The following is a 19,522-nucleotide window of genomic DNA, read 5'->3' on the forward strand; positions in this document are numbered from 1 at the left end:
ATCCAAAATTTAAAATCCAAAATCCAAAATTGAATTGCCCTGTTTGGCCAATGCCCCATCCCTAATTCACACGAGAAAGCATAGTCAGCAATCCCTGCTGACCTAGTAATATTTCTCGCAGCAGACTGAAGATACCAACCCAAATAATAGGTGTAATGTCAACTCCGCCTATAGGTTGCACCAGTTTTCGCAATTGCACTAAAAATGGTTCAGTAGGCCAAGCTATTAAATTGAAGGGCAAACGATTCAGATTCACTTGCGGATACCAAGTGAGAATGATCCGAAATATAAATAAAAATGTCATCACCCCTAACACAGGGCCAAGAATCCAAGCAGTCAGGTCAACACCAGTCATCGGTTTAAGGTACTATCTATCTGTAAAGAAAGAAAAACTTAGGCAGCGGTAAGCCGCGCTTTGCGACGCCGAATAGCCCGCACTTCTCTACGAGACGCTACGCGTAGCTTGCTTCCCGAAGGGTACGACAAAGCTCAGTGACCATCGTAGACATCGCCACAAAAATTTTAAGCTTTGTAAAGCACTCTCATCATCATTTTAACCAAATGCTGTCACTTCCATCTGGAATAAAAAAGCAAACTCGCTCATAGCAGTTACCAAGTTTAGCAGTTCAGAGTTAGAGGCTTCTCAAGAAAGTAATACACTATTAAAATTAGGATGAAGTGTGTAAAAAAAGGTTGAGAAGTATGACGCCTTCTTTAGCAAATTTTCTTTGGAGTCTGTTATGGGGTACTGCAATTGTTGTAATACCCGTTACAGTTGGTCTAATTTTCATTAGCCAAAAAGATAAAATTCAGCGTTCATAATGCTTATGAGAGTTAATTTAACTCTCATAATCGATTGTCTGTCAGCTATCTACATTTATTTCACCAAAAGCAGCAAAAACTGCGACTGGTGGCAGTTGTAGATGACAGACATAGGTGTTTTTACTTTTTGGTGAACAGCTTCAGAGCTTCTTTGCCAGAGGCTTTGAAGCTTCAATATTTATCGTGACTAATTAGAGTAGTGATTTTAATTGTGACTCGCTAACATAGATTTGATATTGGGAAAACAGCAATGATAAATTTTGGGCTGAACTCAGCCAGTTTTCTGGCTCAGGTAAATTTTGGGGCAAATTCAGCCAGTATTCTAGGAATTTTCCTGGCTGTGGCTGGGGCAGCACTGTATTTTCTCCGCACTGTGCGTCCAGAATTGTCACGGGATCAAGATATCTTTTTTGCGGCAGTCGGTTTGCTCTGCGGCTTCATTCTCGTCTTTCAAGGATGGCGGCTAGACCCCATTCTACAATTTGGTCAACTGCTTTTAGTTGGTACAACTGTGTTTTTTGCAGTTGAAAGTATTCGCTTGCGGAGTATAGCTACCCAGCAAGCAAAGCGCAACACTCCGATTGTGGATGATGAGCGAGAGGTAAGCAGAAACTATGAGTACAAGAATCGCAAAAATTATCAGGCTGAAATTGAAGACTTAGATCCATTGCCTTATGAAGACGAGGAAGAACGCCCCGTGCGTGCCCGGATTCGGGGTAGCAGGGATGAGATTTCCACTCGTGATAACTACTATGAGGAGCAACCCCCCCGTCGTACAGAACGCCGTAACAGCAGCAGTGGTGAAAAACAGGCTCCAGCTGATAAAACGCGGCGGCGGACTTCTGGCCGTCCTGTGAATCGCCCTCCTGAAAGCTCTGAAGATGAGAATTGGGGTTCTTCATCTAGGCAAGTTGATGATTGGGAAAGTTCGGGAGGGGAAGTCAGAAAACCTTCTCGCCGCACTAATAACGGGTCTGGGCGTCCCGAAAGTCGTGAAGATGATGTTGCTCCCAGACCGAGAAGGCGTCGTCCGCCTACTGACTCAACTCCTCGAAGAGGGCGCGAAGATGATGAGGCGATACCAACTGATTATGTACCATACAACCCAATTGAAAAGCCAAATGAGAGGCCAGACAATTCGACCGATTTTGATGACGATGTTTAAAACAGTTGGCGTGGAAGTAGATTTAGAGGCGGCGGAAAACAGTTGAGGTGGAAAAATTTACGCCTACATTTTGGCTCCAAAGACCTATTCATTGGAGCCTGGTTTTTGGTTTAACAAGTTTGCTTGTATCTTGTAGTTCTAATGATATTCCCATAGGGCCTACTTCCCTCAACAGTCGCTACACCGAGGAGCAACCTGCTTTGAGTGGAAATGGGCGCTTTTTAGCATTTGTATCTAATCGGAATGGTAATCAGCAGCTACTAGTGTACGATTTGGAAAGGCAACTGTTTATTAGCACACCGGGGATAAACCGACAGGAAACAATTGCTGAAAGTCCTAGCTTGAGCTACACAGGGCGTTATATTTCTTATGTTACTAGTGACCAAGGTAGACCAGTTGTGGCGCTTTACGATCGCGCTACGCAACAGTCGCAAATCGTCACACCAATCTATCGCGGCTGGGTCAGAAAACCAAATATCAGCCCAGATGGACGTTATGTTGTTTTTGAAACCGCCACCCGTGGTCAGTGGGATATTGAAGTTCTAGACAGGGGGCCAAATATTGAGTTAGATATTCCCAACGGTGCAACTGTAGGTTCACCTCCGTAGGGGAGAAAGTTAGGAGTTAGGAGTTAGGAGTTGTGAGACTATTGACTAATGACTATATATCTGAAACGTGTTTTTTTTATACCTTTATTTTTCTGCTTAAGTTTATTGACTGGGTGTTTTGGCTACCCTCGCATTTTGAGTTATCCCTTTGATCCGGGGGGTCGGAGTCTCAATAGTTTAGCGTCGGAATTAGACCCTCAAATTTCTGGGAGATACATTGTTTTTATTACTGACCGACGCGGTAGCCAAGATGTTTATATGTTTGATACGGTAACTCGTGATTTGGTTGATTTACCAGGTTTAAATTCCTTTGATGCGATCGCAACTCATCCTAGCGTTTCACAAGATGGTCGTTATATTGTGTTTGCTGCTAGCCGTCAGGGGCGATCGGCTATTTTTCTCTATGATCGGGAAACACGTCAATCACGGAATTTGACTAATAACCTACAAGCAGAAGTCCGCAACCCTACAATTAGCGCTGATGGTAGTAGGATTGCTTTTGAATCTAGTAACAATGGGCAGTGGGATATTTTAGTATATGACCGGAATGGACAGCCGTTGAATATACCTCAAGAACCACGTTGAAATAGAGTTAGGAGTTAGAAGTTATGAGTTATGAGTTAAAATTCCTTACTCCTAACTCCTCACTCCTAACTCCTAACTCCTAACTTTTTTTTCTACTTTTTGCACAGATTCAATAAGCGATCGCACTTGTTGCGTCCCTTCTGAAGGTTCAAATGATAGGGGAAACTTGCCCCGAAGGATCATCCGCAAACCGAGGGGTGCAAGAGTGAGTAATCCTTTTAAGTCCCGAAAGTAGTTACCGACAACTTGTAAACCAAATTGACGTTCATCAATCCAACCACCTTCTTTAACTAAATCCACCAACACTTTTCGGTGACGAAGTGAGCGACTATCGCTGACTTGTTTCTGGGTGAGAATTTCTTGTTTAATTTTGGTGATTTGTTCTAATGGTGCAACTTCCATTGGACAAACTGAATCGCAGTACAAACAACGGGTACAACCCCATACGCCTTTAGTACCTTCGTTGTAGCTTGCTAAACGATTTTGGGTGTCGCTATCGCGGGAGTCTGCTACCATCCGGTAAGCTTTAGCAAGGGCATGGGGGCCAACAAAGTTTGGATCAACTTCACGGGCGTTGCATTCCGAATAACAAGCACCGCACATAATACAGTTGCCAGTTTGATCGAGGCGCGATCGCTCTTGTGGTGTTTGCAAAAACTCTCTTTCTGGTACTTGTCGTGCGGCCGTACTCACATAAGGAGCAACTGCCTCTAGATTATTCCAGAAACTGCTCATATCTACAACCAAATCTTTAATCACGGGCATATTGCCCAGAGGGGCGATCGTGATTTCACCAATGCCATTTACTTTACTTTGGGGTGATGGTATTTGTTGTAATCTGGCAAGTTCACTGCCAACATTTTCCTTACAAGCTAAAGCCGAACGCCCATTAATTCGCATAGCACAGCTACCACAAATGGTATTGCGGCAATTTTTGCGAAACGCCAAAGTTCCATCTTGCTCCCACTTAATCTGATTGAGGCAATCCAGGATTGTATTACCTGGTTCTGCCTCTACGAGGTAGGTTTGCACAACAGGAGAGGAATTTTGTTGCTGTCGAATCACCTTAAAAATAACTTCCATGACCACTAACCAAAATTTTAAAATTGCTTCACCAGCCTCAACAATCATCAGTAAAGGCAGCTAGTTGCGAAAAGTGAGCTATACTCTTTTTGCCCTTAATTCAAACTCTGGTGTTAACAGGCTGACGATGAAAGAGCGACTGATTCTAGTTTAAGGATAACCATTAAAACTTTAGTTTTAGCAGCGCTCTAGGCAAGATTTGTGTCAAATTCTGAGTTAAAACGCCAAAAATGTAATCTCAGCTTTGCATTGAATTTCGCTGTTTGGGAATGTAAAGGAAACGGGGTTTGCGGAAAAAGACACTTAGGTTTATCTTTAACCTAGCGATCATATCCAAATTAAATGCATATCAGGTTAGTGACACGTCTTGATGTCAACTTCAGTGAAGCAGTCCTGCCTGGAAAATTCTGTCAAGCTACCGCATGGCGGAATTTTTTGATTATATAGAAGTGTAAAAGCAGATGTTCAATATATAGTAGTGGCAATCAAGCGGTAGGCAGATGTTAAGATATTTATTCTTCCCATAGACATACGGACAAAATCCTCTGACCGCTTTTGAGCTTAAAGTAATAAACCGAGGAAAAATCTTCATCACTTTCAAAGAAAAGTTCTTGCACCGGGAATCCATGATCCGCGAGACTTTTAGATTTTTGCCTCCTCTCAATCAAGAAAATCTTGGATTTAACTCATTGGTCAAAACTGCTCGTCTAAATTAGATAAATTTCTATAAAAGCCATAGAGCAATACTCACGCTTGCAATAAAGGGTTAGGAAAATCCTCACTGCTTTTTCCAAGCTTTAAGTCCAGAAATTTAAATAAAAATTTACCAGCAACTTTAATTCAAAATTAAACAACTATTTTGCTATTATTAGTCCATGCTAGTATTTAATATAAAATTACGAAGTCACAAAACCAGAATCAATAGCCGGATCAGCGCGGCTACTACTGCTTTGTTGAATCGTAATGTAGAGACAAGAAAATTCATGTCTCTACTGGCAGGACAAAAGGGCGTATGCCCGTAGGACTCTATTGAAATACTATGCTGTCCTAAGTTTGAGAGGACGAGTAGAGAAAACTTTACTTGCTCATTGGCCAGAAGGGCAAGCACTAAAAGTGGAAAACCTGCAATCTTTTGGGTCTACGACTTATTTGTAGTAGAACCAACCCAATTTGTAAAGGTGGCTGAAAGTTACATCGCTACAGTAGCGCCAAAAGAGAAAACAATTTTATTTCTGATGGCGAATAATGGTTAAAAGTGGCCTGAAATTAGCAAAATTAATTTCTGTGGCAACTATGACCTCTAATTGGTTATGGACAACCATAATAGAAGTGCTTTTGGCTCCTATCGGCAGGAATTCACCCGTTACACTAGGGTCTTAAGTAGCTCTATGCAAATGCTAAAAAGCTAAATGCTGGCATGAGACTACATCGTTTATCAGTTTGGAGAGAGTAAGGAAAATTTGAGCATAATGACTGAAACTGCAACCGCGCCATTAACCGGAAAAGCACTACTTGCTAAAGTAAAAGAACTTTCCACTTTACCACGCCGAGAAAGAGCTAAACAGTGTGGCTATTACACTGTTACTAAGAATAACCAGGTTCGTGTCAATCTTACCGATTTTTATGACGCTTTGCTATCGGCTAGAGGAATTCCTCTAAGTCCAGAAGCACCTAAAGATGGTCGTGGTCGTGAACCGACATATCGGGTTAGTGTCCATCAAAACGGTCAGATTGTAATTGGTGCTACATATACCAAGGCAATGGGCTTAAAACCTGGAGATGAGTTTGAAATTAGGTTGGGATACAAGCATATTCACTTGATTCAACTCGGTGAAACTGATAAAAAACTAACCTCACAAGATATAGATTCTGACGAATCAGACGAAGATTTGGAAGACGAAGAGTAAATTTGCTGATGGTAGGGATAAGTTTCAGGTAATGATAACTTGTCCTTATCCCGTCGGCAAACTGGTAGCTCTATTGAGAAAATTTTGTCCCAGGTAAAAAATACGATTAGACCCCTTGCAGAAGTCACCAAATTTAGTAGAGTCTTGATTAATCAGCAAGAAATCTATAGTGCAAGAAGTCTATCGTGTTTTTTTTGTTTATTTTGATAACTTTCTTTGAGCCTTCGGTCAACGTCCTACTGGCATTTCTGGAAAATGCACCACCACTAGTTATAGTGATGGCATTTTTTATTTGCTGGATAGTTTGCTGGTTGCCAATAGCAGCAGTAGCAGCAATATTGCTCAATTGGCAACCCACTAAACCTTTGCAGCCAGAGCAAAAGATGCCGTTATTGGCGTCACTCTATCTATTAGCTCCCCTGATTCTATGGGGAGTTAGTTGGCTGACCAATAAATCTTTTTCGGATTACGGCTTTGTTGGGAATCTTTCAACTCTTGGTTCTTTAGCGCTAGGTTTCGGTTTGGGAGTAGTGAGCCTAGCTATTGTATTTAGTGGGCAATTTGGGTTAGGTTGGTGTTCTTTTGAAAAGACGAATTTCAAGTTAGTACTACCCATCTTGCTACCGATTTTCTTGATAGCGTTATTAGTCGGTGGGATAGAAGAGTTAGTTTTTCGCGGTTTCCTGTTCACTGAATTAGCGCAGGATTATCCAGTTTGGGTAGCAGCAGCAATTTCTAGCTTGATTTTTGCCTTGCTACACCTGGTTTGGGAGCAACGCGAAACCGCACCTCAACTCCCTGGATTGTGGCTGATGGGAATGGTGCTGGTGTTGGCACGCTTTGCTGCGGACGGCAATTTGGGTTTAGCTTGGGGATTGCACGCGGGATGGGTATGGGCGATCGCTACCCTAGATACAGCAGAAGTAATTATTTACACAGGTAAAGTCTCTGACTGGTTCACAGGTAAGAACAAAAAACCCTTAGCTGGCTTGGCGGGAATTATTTGTATATTGGGAACTGGAGTGATTATCTGGTTTTTCTCTAGGTATTTTTAATTTCGCGCCGAGGTGCAATATTTGAGAGGCGAGTCTGCTAACCAAGCTTGCCTTTAAAATAATATCTTGCAAAGAGGGGCAAGCCATACACTATTAAGATAGAACTGGAGCAGAAGTCTATGGCATACAGTGATTTTAGTCTCCTTAAAGTCAGAGATGCATTTAGCTTAACTTTGGAAGAGACACGTAATCTGTTTCTGACTGTAGGCGAGGTGCAGCCCTCTGACTTGCTAAAGCGGTTGCTGGATGAGAACCTAACTTTAGCGACTGCCATTAACAGCGAAAAAGCTCGTTCTGAGTTTTTAATCGCTCCTATTCTGTCTGAGGTTAGGCGACAGTTAAATTATCAGATCAGCTTATTTTCAGGTACAGAGTTCAATATTGATCCTGCGAAAGGACTATCAGGTTTTTGTGACTTCATCCTCAGTGCATCTCGTGAACAGTATTTTATCAGCGCTCCAGTAGTCACTGTTATAGAGGCCAAAAATGAGAATATCATCGCCGGATTGGGGCAATGTGCAGCCACAATGATTGCTGCTCAGATATTCAATCAAAGAGCAGGAAATGATATTAAAGTTATATATGGAGTTGTGACAAGTGGTACCGCTTGGAAATTCTTAACTTTAGAACAGAATACTGTTTGCATTGACTCAATAGAATATCATGTTAATGCAGTCGAAAAGATTCTGGGAATTATATTACAGACCTTTGAGAGTTCCTTGTCTAAAACCCTAGTTTAGAGAAATGGTAATACCATTTCTGTTTGAAGATGTGCCCATAAGACTGATACAAAACTACAGGCTGTAGGGGCAATTCATGAATTGCCCCTACGTGAATAAAGCGCAGTCTCATATAGAATTGGTATAAGTAGATAGGCATAAATAAAGTGAAAATAGGGCGGGCGAGACACCATTGGTGTCAACTTAAGCTAAAAGTCTTTTCAAATCTCGTTTCCAGCAAGAGGCTGGAAATGCAGCTCAATTGCGGCTCTGCCGCCAGCAAGGGAGGCGGAGCCTCTAGAACGGCATTCCCAGTCTGAGACTGGGAACGAGACAATCTAAAAGCTGGTTCTAGGCAGGTTTTCACGTTAAGTTGACACCAATGGCGAGACGCCCATCCCACAAGAGATGATTAATTTTTTGGGGTGGGTGTCTCGTCTGTTAGAGATTTTTTACCTAATCCTTAACCGCCAAAACCAGGGATTAAACGCTTCAAGGCGCGACTGGCAACGTCGCCATAGCGTAGTTCTCCACATAGAATCTTACCCATGATTTGGGCACCGGAGGGGCGCTTAACACCAACTTTGTAGCCAATGCCTGGAAAGCGATAAAATGCTCCACCTAATTTTTGCGCCCAAGCCATCTCAGTACCCCATTGTTCATTAATGTCTTCGCTATATTTTTCTAAAGCGTTGGTATCACCAGAAAGAGCCTCATTAATCGCTCCTGCTGCAATCAAACCGCTAAAAATTGCCGGACGAATGCCTTCTGCTGTCATTGGATCAACTACACAAGCAGCTTCCCCAGCTAAAACTGCATTTTGAGTATGCAACTTTTGGTTGCCATCCCACAAGCAAAGGGGATAACCATACTGCTTGCTAGTTTTGATATCTACATTAAACGATCGCGCGTACTCATCTAAAATCTTCTTAAAATCTTGAGGTTCGCCACCGATAAACGTACCGACACCAATGGAATAACCATCAGCTTTTGGGAAGTTCCAAATGTAGCCATTTTTCACCAAGCCAAACTCGAAATGAATTGTGGATTTGTCCTTGACAGTTGCCAGAACTTCTGCTTCCAAGGCTGCCGCTAAACGGCGTTTACGTTCTTTGAAGCCTAACCATTTTGCCATTGACCCTTTGGCACCATCAGCCGCGATTAAGTAGCGACCTGTAACTGAGCCATTAGTTGTATTAACTTGCCAATAATCACTTTTAAACTCAATACCCGTTACTTCCGTATTATCTCGTAGTTCAGCCCCTTGCTTCTGTCCTTGCTGCACTAGGAAATGGTCAAAAATATCTCGTCGCACCATCCAGACTGGTTCTTTTGTGGCAATTTTCGCTTCCACGGGGTCGCCCAATTTCCAGGTAAAGCGAACGGAGTCGGCTTTCACCGAAATCACTGGGCTAAAATCAAAGTCAAACCATTGAGCGATCGCTGGAGATACACCACCGCCACAAGGTTTATATCTTGGTAGAGATTCTTTTTCCAACACTAATACTGAGCGACCTTGCTTGGCTAAATGATATGCAGCTGTTCCACCAGCTGGCCCAGCACCAACGATGATGCAATCGTACATAAGGCTGAATTTTTGCTCCTGAATTAGTTTATTTTCTATTGAGTAGGGGCAATTCATGAATTGCCCCTACTTTAATGATTCACGCTCACTTACTTGCTCAATCTCTCGTTCCCAGTCTCAGACTGGGAATGCCCGTCGTTGAGGCTCCGCCTCGCTTACTGGCGGCAGAGCCACAATGAGCAGCATTTCCAGCCAGAGGCTGGAAACGAGGTTTGAAAAGGGTTTTACCTGAAGTTGACACATATATTCATGAATTGCCCCTACTTTAATTATTCACTTGATCAATTTTTGTTAGATACCTAAGAAATGATAAAGGCTGAAGAATTTATCCATCATCCTTCAGCCTTTATGCTTCAGACTTTAGACTTTAAACAGTGGTGATGTCTTTTTCTTTTTCTGCGAGCAATTCGTCTATTCTTGCAGTGTACTTGTTTGTCAGTTTTTGCAGTTTGTCTTGCTGATCCCGTGCTTCATCTTCAGAAATTTCAGTATTTTTTTCCTGTTTGCGAATGGCATCTATGGCATCTCGACGGATATTGCGAATAGCAACACGACCTTCTTCAGCATACTTAGATGCCATTTTGACGAATTCTTTACGGCGATCGCTTGTCAGGGGCGGAATATTCAGCCGAATTACGGAACCGTCGTTGCTGGGGGTTAAACCGACATCTGAGAGGGAAATCGCTTTTTCGACTATATTTAAACTGCTGCGATCGTAGGGTTGAATTAAGATCGTCGTGGCATCCGGTGTGCTAATGTTTGCCAGTGATTTCAAGGACGTGGGCGAACCGTAATAGTCTACCAATACCTTATCTAATAGACTCGCATTGGCGCGACCAGTGCGAATCGTGTTAAAAGCTCGTTGAGTTGACTCAACGGTTTTTTGCATCGTACTCTCAGCTTCAGCTAATTTCACAAGAACCTCCCACAACGGTGCCGATGGATTCTCCCATGACTGCTCGGTGGATGTTACCTCGCACCGTTAGGTCAAATACCAGAATTGGGATATTATTTTCTTTACACAAGGCGATCGCAGTACTATCCATCACCCGCAAATCTTTGGCTAAAACGTGCGCGTAGGTGAGGCTATTGTAACGCTTCGCATCAGGATAAATATGAGGATCAGCATCATACACTCCGTCTACTTTGGTGGCTTTAAAAATCACTTCCGCATCAATTTCTGCGGCTCTTAATGCCGCAGTAGTATCTGTAGTAAAGAAGGGATTTCCCGAACCAGCACCAAAAATTACCACCCGCCCTTTTTCAAGATGGCGGATGGCACGACGACGAATATATGGTTCTGCTAATTCTTGCATAGCGATCGCAGTTTGCACCCGCGTCTGTACCCCTATGCGTTCCAGCGAATCTTGCAGCGTCATGGCGTTCATTACCGTGGCAATCATCCCAATATAGTCAGCGGTTGCCCTGTCCATCCCCGCCGACGCTGCTTTGACGCCACGAAAAATATTGCCGCCGCCAACAACGATGGCGATTTGAGTGCCAGTGGCGATCACCTCTGCTAATTCTTGTGCTATTCCTTTGACCACTTCTGGATCAATGCCATAGCCCATGTTGCCCATTAAGGCTTCACCGCTCAGTTTGAGTAAAACCCGTCGGTAATTCGTTCCCATGAAGTTACGCTTTATCAAAAAAGTTGCAATTGCCTCCAATTTAAGATAGCAGTTACAGGGACAATCTATGTCTAGTTACGCCAAATCAATGTAGTACCTATTGGTTCTGTTTGTGGTATATCTATTTCTTTACCAAGAAACAGAGAAGCGATCGCAGTTCTCAAATAATCGTCTCCCACTGCTGATGCATCTTGGGGATGATCGTCAATTTTACCTTTGTAGCGGACTATACCGTTAGTATCTATTAGAAAGGCCATTGGTGTTTTTGTAGCACCAAAACTGTGGGTTACATCTTGCGTCGAGTCCCACAGGTAAGGAAAGTTCAAATCGTGATGCTGGGCAAAAGCTTTCATATTTTCAAAGCTTGGCCTAGTGTCGTTATTGCCATCACTACCATTCATACCAATTAGTGTGAAGCCTTTCGGGGTAAATTCGGCTTGAATGTTTTTTAACCTGTCTATATACCACTCTACATAAGGACAGTGGTTACACATGGAAATAACGCCCACTGCTCGAAACTTCTCAAGATAACGCCTGAGATGGTGTACTTGATCATCAATTCCTGGCAGTTCAAAATCGGGTGCGTAGCTCCCAATGGGAGTATCGATTGTTTCTAGTATATTCATGTTGTCTGGCTCGCAGAACTAGGAACAAGAAAAATGTTGTTAAATTCAGCGTCAGTTTCCAGTTGCAAACCACTCCTTAGCCGATGCCTCATATTCGACAATCTTATAGACCAAATTAGCTATCGTAAATTGTGAAACTACTGAATCTAGCACTGATGCTAATTCGCTCGCATCTAAAAAATAGCGAAAACCTTACTCACATTATAGAAGTTATGATTTCTAATACTGACATAATCTAATTTGTGAGTAAATTACCTCTATCAATAACATGAAAACTCTCTATGCTGGATAAAACTATCAGCTTGATGCTAGTGTTATCAGCCTAGAAGCTTTCATGGTGTATGTCTAAGCTATCACTAGAGCAAAGGATTTACTTTGAAAATCTGATAAATTTTATTCAAATTAAAAACAATTTTGCTTGCGCGTTGCTACTGAAAGGCTTTTACCCTTGTATTCATCAAATTTACCATGACAACCTCAAGTTCAAAAACAGCACTTAACTCTACAAAAACCTGGATTTGGCAAGATTTCCCGATCTGCTATCAAACCCAAGGAACCACTGGGCCTGCTGTTGTCCTGGTGCATGGATTTGGCGCTTCTTGGTGGCATTGGCAGAAAAATATTCCCGTATTAGCCGAAAATTGCCGTGTTTATGCGATCGATTTGATTGGTTTTGGCGCTTCCGCAAAACCTCAACCTGGTGAAAAAATTGCCTATACACTAGAAACCTGGGGACAGCAAGTAGCAGATTTTTGCCGCGAAGTTGTCGGTGAGCCAGCTTTTTTAGTCGGAAATTCTATTGGCTGTATTGTAGCCATGCAAGCAGCAGTAAGCAACCCAGATATTGCCTTGGGAGTTGCTTTGCTCAACTGTTCTTTACGGCTGTTGCACGATCGCAAACGGGTAACTTTACCTTGGACTCGTCGTTTCGGAGCGCCTTTACTGCAACGCCTGTTATCCATCAAACCAGTTGGTGATTTCTTTTTCAATCAACTCGCCAAACCGAAAACAGTGCGGAAAATTCTGCTGCAAGCCTATGCTAATCCTGAGATGGTGACAGATGAGTTAGTAGATATTCTCACTTCACCAGCAAGTGATCCGGGGGCTGGGGCTGTGTTTCTGGCTTTTACTTCTTATTCTACAGGGCCACTACCTGAAGACCTTTTACCACTGTTACCCTGTCCGGCGATTATCTTGTGGGGAACGGCTGATCCGTGGGAACCAATCAAGTTAGGTAGAGAATTAGCAAACTTTCCACAAGTAGAAAAGTTTATTCCTTTAGAGGGAGTGGGGCATTGTCCGCAGGATGAAGCGCCGGAGTTAGTCAATCCGATTTTACTCGATTGGATTTTGGAGCTATTCACCAAACAGTGGACAAAACTAGACATCTAGTACTGCTACTGGACAGATAGCCAGCCTAAGCATAAAGCTACGTTTTGAGAATCATGACACCTGTGGGTGCTTTCCAGCCTGTAGCTCTATCGTCAAACATTAAACACCCGTATTTGGTTAAGGGAGTGTGGTTGACTTAACAAGTTCTCAAAACATTGGCGAGGAAAACATAACCCCAGTGATGGGAGGACAATCAATGTCTAATTTCGTATTTGTACTTGACACCAACAAACAGCCGTTAAATCCAATACCACCAGGACAGGCAAGACGATTATTGAAGTTACAACAAGCTGCTGTGTATCGTCGCTACCCGTTCACAATCATCTTAAAATATGCAGTTCCTAATCGTGAAATAGAGCCACATCAATTAAAAATAGATCCAGGTTCCAAAACTACTGGATTAGCAGTTGTGCAAGGTGACAAGGTAATCTGGGCTGCTGAATTAAGCCATCGTGGACAACAAATCAAGAATGATATAGAGTCACGTCGCGCCATTCGCCGCCATCGTCGTAACCGAAAAACTCGTTACCGTCAGCCGAGATTTTTAAACAGGACTCGACCAAAAGGCTGGTTGCCACCAAGTCTAGAATCTAGGGTCAAAAATATCATGACTTGGGTTGAACGCATAACTCGATATGCGCTAATTACGGGGATATCTCAAGAATTAGTTAAATTCGACCTCCAATTAATGCAAAATCCTGAAATATCAGGTGAAGAATATCAGCAAGGTGAACTTGCAGGCTACGAAGTTAGGGAATATTTACTTGAAAAGTGGGGCAGAAGGTGCGCTTACTGCGGTGTTGAAAACGTACCTTTTGAGGTTGAGCATATTTACCCAAAATCAAGGGGAGGAAGCGATTAGAGGCATACCGATCGCGGTAATTGACTCGGCTCACTTTTCACGTAATGGGTGGTATTGAATATATTCAAAAATATTTATTTTTTTCTTTGTGTACTTTGCGCCCTTTGCGGTTCGTTCCTCATCTGATTTGGAGCATCTTTATACAGAATTGGTATTACCCGTATTGGAATCAGATGAGAAGGATTATATTTGTTAACTAACGATGAATTTTTGGCGCTATCTCTTGTTTGCTCAATTAGGAATAGTACTCAAAGCAATTATTAACTCAAAACTAACTGACTTAAAAAGAAAGCAAGGGCTGCACTGCCCAAAGGAACTGTCAAATTGTCAATACCCAAAAAGGAAACAGCCTCTAAAGCAGTAGCTATAACTGCTACTAACAGTGATATTGCCCAAGTTTGCCAACTGTTTCCTTGAGTTCCAACTAAAATCAAACTACAGACTAGAAAGCTAACGAGCATCATCGTTAGGGAGCCTTCCCAACTTTTTTCTGTACCAAAAACTTTATACTTGTGTGTACCAAAGCGTTGCCCAATCAAGGCTGCTAATCCATCTCCCCAAGTCATGATCAAAATTCCTAGTGCTGCGTATTGAGGTTGTTGCAAGTACCAGAACCAGGCGACTAAAATACCGAAACTGACAGAGTAAAAAAACGTCCCTAAACTTTGGCGTCCAACGCTATTAATACCAGGGAGAATGGGCAATCGGTAAGATAATAAGGTGATTGCACTCGCTAAAATTGAAGCTGTAATCCCTACGCTAGCGGGAATATCTAGCCACCAAGCGATTAAAATCACATTACCAGTGCCAATATGAACTATCTTCCGCACGATTTCTGGCTTGTTGGCAAAGCGGTTTACCACCGATGCAATTAGGAGGATGAGTAACACCCAAATTGCAGCTATCGCAATTTGCAGCCATAAAACCGGAATTGAGGTGAAGTCAGAAAATGTAATTAACAAAGATGCAACAAAATGAAAATTTTTACCTCTGTTACTAATTTATAAGATTTGGGTAACTGCAATGAAATTATTATTTATTTGGCTGATTCGGGGCTACCGAATGTTTATCTCGCCGTTGTTTCTCCCGACTTGTCGCTTTCAACCAACTTGTTCGATGTATGCTATTCAAGCCATTGAACGATTTGGAGTGTTGCGTGGTGGGTGGATGGCAACTCGGCGGATTTTGCGCTGTCATCCGTTTCATCCAGGTGGTTACGATCCAGTGCCAGAGGTGGTAGAAAAGGTAAAAGAGCCGAATTGAGGGTTGAAATTTAAACGCATAGGGGCGCAGAGAGAAACGCAGAGGGACGCAAAGTTTGTTTTAGTGTATTGGCTACGAATTAAATTTGGCAATACTCTGCGTACTTTTGCGTTTACTTTGCTACCTGGAGCGTTTAAAAACGGTAAATTATTAAAGGGAGTGTTCGTGGGTATAGTCTTTTGGGGAGATGCCAACAGCTGAGGTTGTCATCTAGTTTGGGAAGGTTGAATAATTTAATTTAGACTTACCATGATTAATCCCACTGCGATTTCTATACCAGAACCACAAATTCCTACTCCTGGCCCGAACCCGCTACCCAGCCCCAATCCTGAACCGAATCCGCTACCGAGTCCGCAACCTGTACCAGAACCAGTACCTGCTCCGATTCCTCAAACAGTTCCAGGGCCGATTCCCCAAACCATACCGGAACCTGTTTAGATTACCTTGGTAATGTAATCCAAAATCCCAAATCTAAAATCCAAAATGCTAAGAGCCGGAATTGTCGGACTTCCCAACGTCGGAAAATCTACTTTATTTAATGCTGTAGTTGCTAATGCCAAAGCAGAAGCAGCTAACTTCCCTTTTTGCACGATTGAACCGAATGTCGGCGTTGTCGCAGTACCGGATGAACGGTTAGATGTTCTTGCTAAGATTGCCAGTTCGGCACAAATCATCCCGGCGCGGGTGGAATTTGTAGATATTGCTGGTTTAGTTAAAGGTGCAAGTCAGGGTGAGGGACTAGGAAATCAATTCTTGTCCCACATCCGGGAAGTTGATGCGATCGTCCATGTGGTACGTTGTTTTGAAAATGACGATATTATCCACGTTGCTGGTTCTGTAGACCCAGCGCGAGATATTGAAATCATTAATATAGAGTTGGGTTTATCAGATTTATCACAAATTGAGCGGCGAATTGACCGCACTCGCAAACAAGCTCGTACCAGCAAAGATGCACAGTTTGAAGTCTCAGTTTTGGAAAAATTAGCTGCGGCTTTAAATGAAGGTAAATCGGTGCGTCAGGTGAGCTTGAATGAAGAAGAAACAGAGATTATTAAGGGACTGGAACTGCTCACTTATAAACCGATTATCTACGCCGCCAATGTATCTGAGGATGAGTTGGCAACTGGTAATCATTTTGTAGAAAAAGTGCGGGAAATTGCAGCGACAGAAAATGCCCAAGTTGTCATAGTTTCGGCCCAAGTTGAAGCGGAATTAGTAGAATTACCAGAGTCAGATAAAGCTGATTTTCTTGCGTCTTTAGGTGTGCAAGAAGGCGGTTTGAAATCATTGATTCGTGCAACTTACATGCTTCTAGGCTTGCGGACATATTTTACCTGCGGCCCCAAAGAAACCCGCGCTTGGACAATTAATGCCGGAATGTCTGCACCTCAAGCTGCTGGTGTAATCCATAGTGATTTTGAGCGGGGATTTATTCGCGCCGAAACTGTTGCTTATAAAGATTTGGTAACAACTGGTTCGATGAATGCTGCGAAGGAGAAAGGGTTGGTTCGCAGTGAAGGGAAAGAGTATGTTGTGCAGGAAGGAGATGTAATGTTGTTCCGATTTAATGTGTAAATGTAATTAATCAGTGACCGTTATCAATAAGATAATGGTCACGCCCTACCAAGTTGCGATCGCTCTAAATAACTTGACAAAATCTTAAAAATATGTTATAATACAATTATTAATGAAGCTAGTTTATTTGCGCTAGCAAATAAACTAGCTATCGTCAAAATATAGTTGCAATCACTAATTAGGTCAAATAAAATGAAAGGCGCTCTCGAAAAGGGGGGCGCTTTTTAGTGTGATTAGTCAGTTATTAGTTTTTATGAGTGGTATAGGTTAATAATTGTTGTTAAAAACGAACAATAACTTTACCGCAATTTTTACCACTATATAAGTATTCCACAGCGTCAACGATAGACTCTATTCCTCTGAATTCTGTTGAATCAACAGCAGGTTTAATCTTATCTGTCGATAATAATTCCATCAGTCGAGACTGTTTCTCTTGTAGATATTCTGAATAGTCAACAAACAGAAAGCCGCGTAGTGAGGCTGATTTCCATAGTAATTTGTTGTATATTCTCGGACGGTTTACCAACTCTAGTTCTGATGATAAGTATTCAGAAATATATCCGACGATAACTACTCTACCGCGCTGTGCCAGGTTATCAACACATATATCAAACAACTCACTCCCAACGCATTCATAAACTAAGTCAATGCCTTGAGGATATTCTTTTTTGAGAATTTCATCAAGATTTTCTTGAGAGTAATTAATCGCTCGATGACAGCCAAGCTGCTTGAGAAATTCAACTTTTGTTTGCGTTCGGCATGTTCCAATCACATGAGCACCTGCAAGCAAGGCGAGTTGGACAGCATAATTACCCGTGCCACCCGCTGCGGCTGTTACCAATACCACATCACTGCTTTTGATTTCTCCAACAACTTCTAAACCAATTGCAGCAGTTATACCACTGACTACAACAGTCAGTATTTCTCTTGTCGCTTCTTTAATTGGAATAACTTGAGTAGCATCAATTGCAAAATACTCGCGGTATCCACCTCCTATTTGAAAAGTAATAACATGGTCACCTATGTGGAGATGCCGTACATTCTCACCAAGAGCAACGACAACAGATGCAGCTTCAACTCCGACATCGAATGGTGGTGTATTTTGAAAATATACCCCAGCAGCAATATTCACATCCGAAGCATTCACTCCAGCAAACAGATTACGCACGACAATCTCATTGGGAGCAGGTATAGGAAAATCAGCTTCAACAATATCGACAGCGGTTCTAAAATCTCGGCTCAACTGTTTGACAACTAGTTTTTTATAAGTCTTGGGGTTCATCATTATTTCCAAATAATTGGTATCAGTTGAAATCTCACTTACCAACTGCTACTCCTAAATCTTAGTCCTAGAGGGTATTTTTCAAATAGCAGTTTACACAGGTTATCAAAGGACATACCGTTCAGCTACTTCCACCCACAATGTATACATAGGAACCCAAATTCTCATCATCTGTACCAACAATTACACCGCCTTCTGCACCGGGAACAAGTTCGATACCTTCAATTTTGTGATAATTAGAGCGGTAGAGAGGAACAAGTTGAGAATTTTGTCGCCATGCAATTTTGTTATCACGCAATCCCAAGTAACCAGCGACATACACAGCTGATTGGAATGGGCCATCATCTCCGGCATCACTTGCTGAGGTGATGTACACAATTCCTACAGGGTCTACTTTAATATCTGAAATATGGCGAACATTGCCAGATGGAAACGGTACTTTCAGATTGGCAGAACCTGTGAGAGTAATTTGATATTTAGCCAAGTCAAACACTCCCCAAAAAATAGTTGCTGGTTGTTCTCCTTGACCGCGATGTCCCCAAATAGCAACTAATTTACCATCTATATTTTGTAATCCAAATCCTTCAAAATTATTTCCTTGAATAATCTCTGGTAGATTGAATTCCTTGAGAACCGAGATGGTTTTGTTGGCAGGGTCTAACCTGATGTAATAAGCTTTTCCAGAACTGCTTAAAGCGATAAAAGAAAATTTTCTTTTCTCTGGAACAGATGTTAAAGCTTCTAAGTCGATGGGCAATTCTATGTTATTTGGCCAGTTCAAGGGGAAATATTCAGGTTGGTTTTTACCCTTAATACTGATGATTGCTAAACGACCTTGGTTTTTTTGTTTGTTGTCATGGACAATCAGAAAATCGAGCGTATTGCTTTGCTGCTCTATCAAAGCTATACCACTGATACCGAAAGGGATACCACCGCGAACCGGACGCCAATCTTGGGCCCAAACTTGCTGGGATATGAGTAATAATGTACCCAAGATTACTATGTTGATGATTAACTTAAGAAACCGAGGCATATTAAAAGGGATTGGGCATGGGGCACTTGTACTGAGCGTTCGCGTAGCGTCTCGTAGAGAAGTATTGGGCATTGGGCATGGGTTAGAAAAACTCTTCCCACTGCCCACACTCCGTAAGAGAAATGTGTTAGCGATGCTCAATCATATCAAACCCAGGCAATTTGCACCCACGTCAATAAAGCAACCTTTTGTACTCACAACTATCAGGATACTTACGTAATTACTTGACCGTGCCAATTTTAGATTTTAGATTGAAGAATTAAAAATTATTTCGGTTCATGCCCTGCCCCTAGTGGGCGGAACAATTCCATTATCGTTCGACTGAGCGC

The 19,522-nt window shown here is 42.3% G+C and carries 20 protein-coding genes and 1 pseudogene; 12 read left to right on the forward strand and 9 right to left on the reverse strand.

Annotation, left to right across the window (positions count from 1 at the left end):
* Positions 1 to 61 precede the first annotated feature (61 nt).
* Positions 62 to 355 (reverse strand): YggT family protein, encoded by a 294-nt coding sequence (locus tag V7K30_RS16830; protein ID WP_335001097.1) that lies wholly within the window; start codon positions 353 to 355, stop codon positions 62 to 64.
* 347 nt (positions 356 to 702) lie between these two features.
* Between V7K30_RS16830 and psbX the strand changes: the two genes are divergently transcribed.
* The 4 genes from psbX (at position 703) to V7K30_RS16850 (ending at position 3,180) form a co-directional block, all read left to right on the forward strand.
* Positions 703 to 822, forward strand: coding sequence for a photosystem II reaction center X protein (gene psbX / locus V7K30_RS16835; RefSeq protein ID WP_012412183.1), 120 nt, complete (start codon positions 703 to 705; stop codon positions 820 to 822).
* Positions 823 to 1,072: 250 nt separating this feature from the next.
* A complete protein-coding gene (locus V7K30_RS16840) occupies positions 1,073 to 1,987 on the forward strand; it encodes a Ycf66 family protein (protein ID WP_335001099.1) in 915 nt (304 codons plus the stop codon).
* A 47-nt stretch (positions 1,988 to 2,034) separates the two neighbouring features.
* Positions 2,035 to 2,595 (forward strand): TolB family protein, encoded by a 561-nt coding sequence (locus V7K30_RS16845; protein WP_335001100.1) that lies wholly within the window; start codon positions 2,035 to 2,037, stop codon positions 2,593 to 2,595.
* A 48-nt stretch (positions 2,596 to 2,643) separates the two neighbouring features.
* Positions 2,644 to 3,180 (forward strand): TolB family protein, encoded by a 537-nt coding sequence (locus tag V7K30_RS16850; RefSeq protein ID WP_335001102.1) that lies wholly within the window; start codon positions 2,644 to 2,646, stop codon positions 3,178 to 3,180.
* 72 nt (positions 3,181 to 3,252) lie between these two features.
* Here V7K30_RS16850 and V7K30_RS16855 read toward each other — a convergent pair whose 3' ends face one another.
* Positions 3,253 to 4,263, reverse strand: a complete 1,011-nt coding sequence (locus V7K30_RS16855; RefSeq protein ID WP_335001362.1) for a succinate dehydrogenase/fumarate reductase iron-sulfur subunit — start codon at positions 4,261 to 4,263, stop codon at positions 3,253 to 3,255.
* 1,469 nt (positions 4,264 to 5,732) lie between these two features.
* Here V7K30_RS16855 and V7K30_RS16860 point away from each other — a divergent pair.
* From V7K30_RS16860 to V7K30_RS16870, 3 genes are all read left to right on the forward strand, one after another.
* A complete protein-coding gene (locus tag V7K30_RS16860) occupies positions 5,733 to 6,170 on the forward strand; it encodes an AbrB family transcriptional regulator (protein WP_069074038.1) in 438 nt (145 codons plus the stop codon).
* Between the two features lie 185 nt (positions 6,171 to 6,355).
* On the forward strand, positions 6,356 to 7,225 hold the full coding sequence (locus V7K30_RS16865) for a CPBP family intramembrane glutamic endopeptidase (protein ID WP_335001104.1): 870 nt from the start codon (positions 6,356 to 6,358) through the stop codon (positions 7,223 to 7,225).
* A gap of 119 nt (positions 7,226 to 7,344) precedes the next feature.
* A complete protein-coding gene (locus tag V7K30_RS16870; RefSeq protein ID WP_335001106.1) occupies positions 7,345 to 7,965 on the forward strand; it encodes a hypothetical protein in 621 nt (206 codons plus the stop codon).
* 442 nt (positions 7,966 to 8,407) lie between these two features.
* Here the strand turns inward: V7K30_RS16870 and V7K30_RS16875 are convergent, their stop codons facing one another.
* From V7K30_RS16875 to V7K30_RS16890, 4 genes are all read right to left on the reverse strand, one after another.
* Positions 8,408 to 9,529, reverse strand: coding sequence for a geranylgeranyl reductase family protein (locus V7K30_RS16875; RefSeq protein ID WP_335001108.1), 1,122 nt, complete (start codon positions 9,527 to 9,529; stop codon positions 8,408 to 8,410).
* 367 nt (positions 9,530 to 9,896) lie between these two features.
* On the reverse strand, positions 9,897 to 10,445 hold the full coding sequence (gene frr / locus V7K30_RS16880) for a ribosome recycling factor (RefSeq protein ID WP_273766877.1): 549 nt from the start codon (positions 10,443 to 10,445) through the stop codon (positions 9,897 to 9,899).
* Complete coding sequence (pyrH, locus tag V7K30_RS16885) at positions 10,432 to 11,160, reverse strand: UMP kinase (protein ID WP_335001110.1); 729 nt, start codon at positions 11,158 to 11,160, stop codon at positions 10,432 to 10,434. Before pyrH ends, frr begins: the two co-directional genes overlap by 14 nt.
* Before the next feature lie 71 nt (positions 11,161 to 11,231).
* Entirely contained in the window at positions 11,232 to 11,786 is a 555-nt protein-coding gene (locus V7K30_RS16890; RefSeq protein ID WP_335001112.1) for a thioredoxin family protein, read from the reverse strand.
* A gap of 468 nt (positions 11,787 to 12,254) precedes the next feature.
* Between V7K30_RS16890 and V7K30_RS16895 the strand changes: the two genes are divergently transcribed.
* Both V7K30_RS16895 and iscB read left to right on the forward strand, forming a co-directional pair.
* Positions 12,255 to 13,178 carry an alpha/beta fold hydrolase gene (locus tag V7K30_RS16895; RefSeq protein WP_335001114.1) on the forward strand — a complete coding sequence of 308 codons (924 nt, stop codon included), beginning with the start codon at positions 12,255 to 12,257 and terminating at the stop codon, positions 13,176 to 13,178.
* A 196-nt stretch (positions 13,179 to 13,374) separates the two neighbouring features.
* A pseudogene (gene iscB / locus V7K30_RS16900) lies at positions 13,375 to 14,037 on the forward strand (RNA-guided endonuclease IscB); the annotation flags it as partial.
* Between the two features lie 263 nt (positions 14,038 to 14,300).
* Here the strand turns inward: iscB and V7K30_RS16905 are convergent.
* Positions 14,301 to 15,002, reverse strand: coding sequence for a diacylglycerol/polyprenol kinase family protein (locus V7K30_RS16905; RefSeq protein ID WP_335001116.1), 702 nt, complete (start codon positions 15,000 to 15,002; stop codon positions 14,301 to 14,303).
* Positions 15,003 to 15,063: 61 nt separating this feature from the next.
* On the opposite strand from V7K30_RS16905, the gene yidD reads away from it, so the two are divergent.
* The 3 genes from yidD (at position 15,064) to ychF (ending at position 16,878) form a co-directional block, all read left to right on the forward strand.
* The gene (gene yidD, locus V7K30_RS16910; protein WP_335001118.1) at positions 15,064 to 15,303 is read left to right on the forward strand and encodes a membrane protein insertion efficiency factor YidD; all 240 of its coding nucleotides are present in this window, start codon (positions 15,064 to 15,066) and stop codon (positions 15,301 to 15,303) included.
* 249 nt (positions 15,304 to 15,552) lie between these two features.
* Positions 15,553 to 15,741 carry a hypothetical protein gene (locus V7K30_RS16915; RefSeq protein ID WP_335001120.1) on the forward strand — a complete coding sequence of 63 codons (189 nt, stop codon included), beginning with the start codon at positions 15,553 to 15,555 and terminating at the stop codon, positions 15,739 to 15,741.
* A gap of 45 nt (positions 15,742 to 15,786) precedes the next feature.
* Entirely contained in the window at positions 15,787 to 16,878 is a 1,092-nt protein-coding gene (gene ychF / locus V7K30_RS16920) for a redox-regulated ATPase YchF (RefSeq protein WP_335001122.1), read from the forward strand.
* Positions 16,879 to 17,158: 280 nt separating this feature from the next.
* On the opposite strand, the gene V7K30_RS16925 is transcribed toward ychF, so the two are convergent.
* Positions 17,159 to 18,163 carry a zinc-binding dehydrogenase gene (locus V7K30_RS16925; protein WP_335001124.1) on the reverse strand — a complete coding sequence of 335 codons (1,005 nt, stop codon included), beginning with the start codon at positions 18,161 to 18,163 and terminating at the stop codon, positions 17,159 to 17,161.
* A gap of 118 nt (positions 18,164 to 18,281) precedes the next feature.
* Positions 18,282 to 19,193, reverse strand: coding sequence for a hypothetical protein (locus V7K30_RS16930; RefSeq protein WP_335001126.1), 912 nt, complete (start codon positions 19,191 to 19,193; stop codon positions 18,282 to 18,284).
* Positions 19,194 to 19,522: the final 329 nt, after the last annotated feature.

The organism is Nostoc sp. (genome assembly GCF_036917655.1).
Classification (GTDB): Bacteria; Cyanobacteriota; Cyanobacteriia; order Cyanobacteriales; family Nostocaceae; genus Nostoc.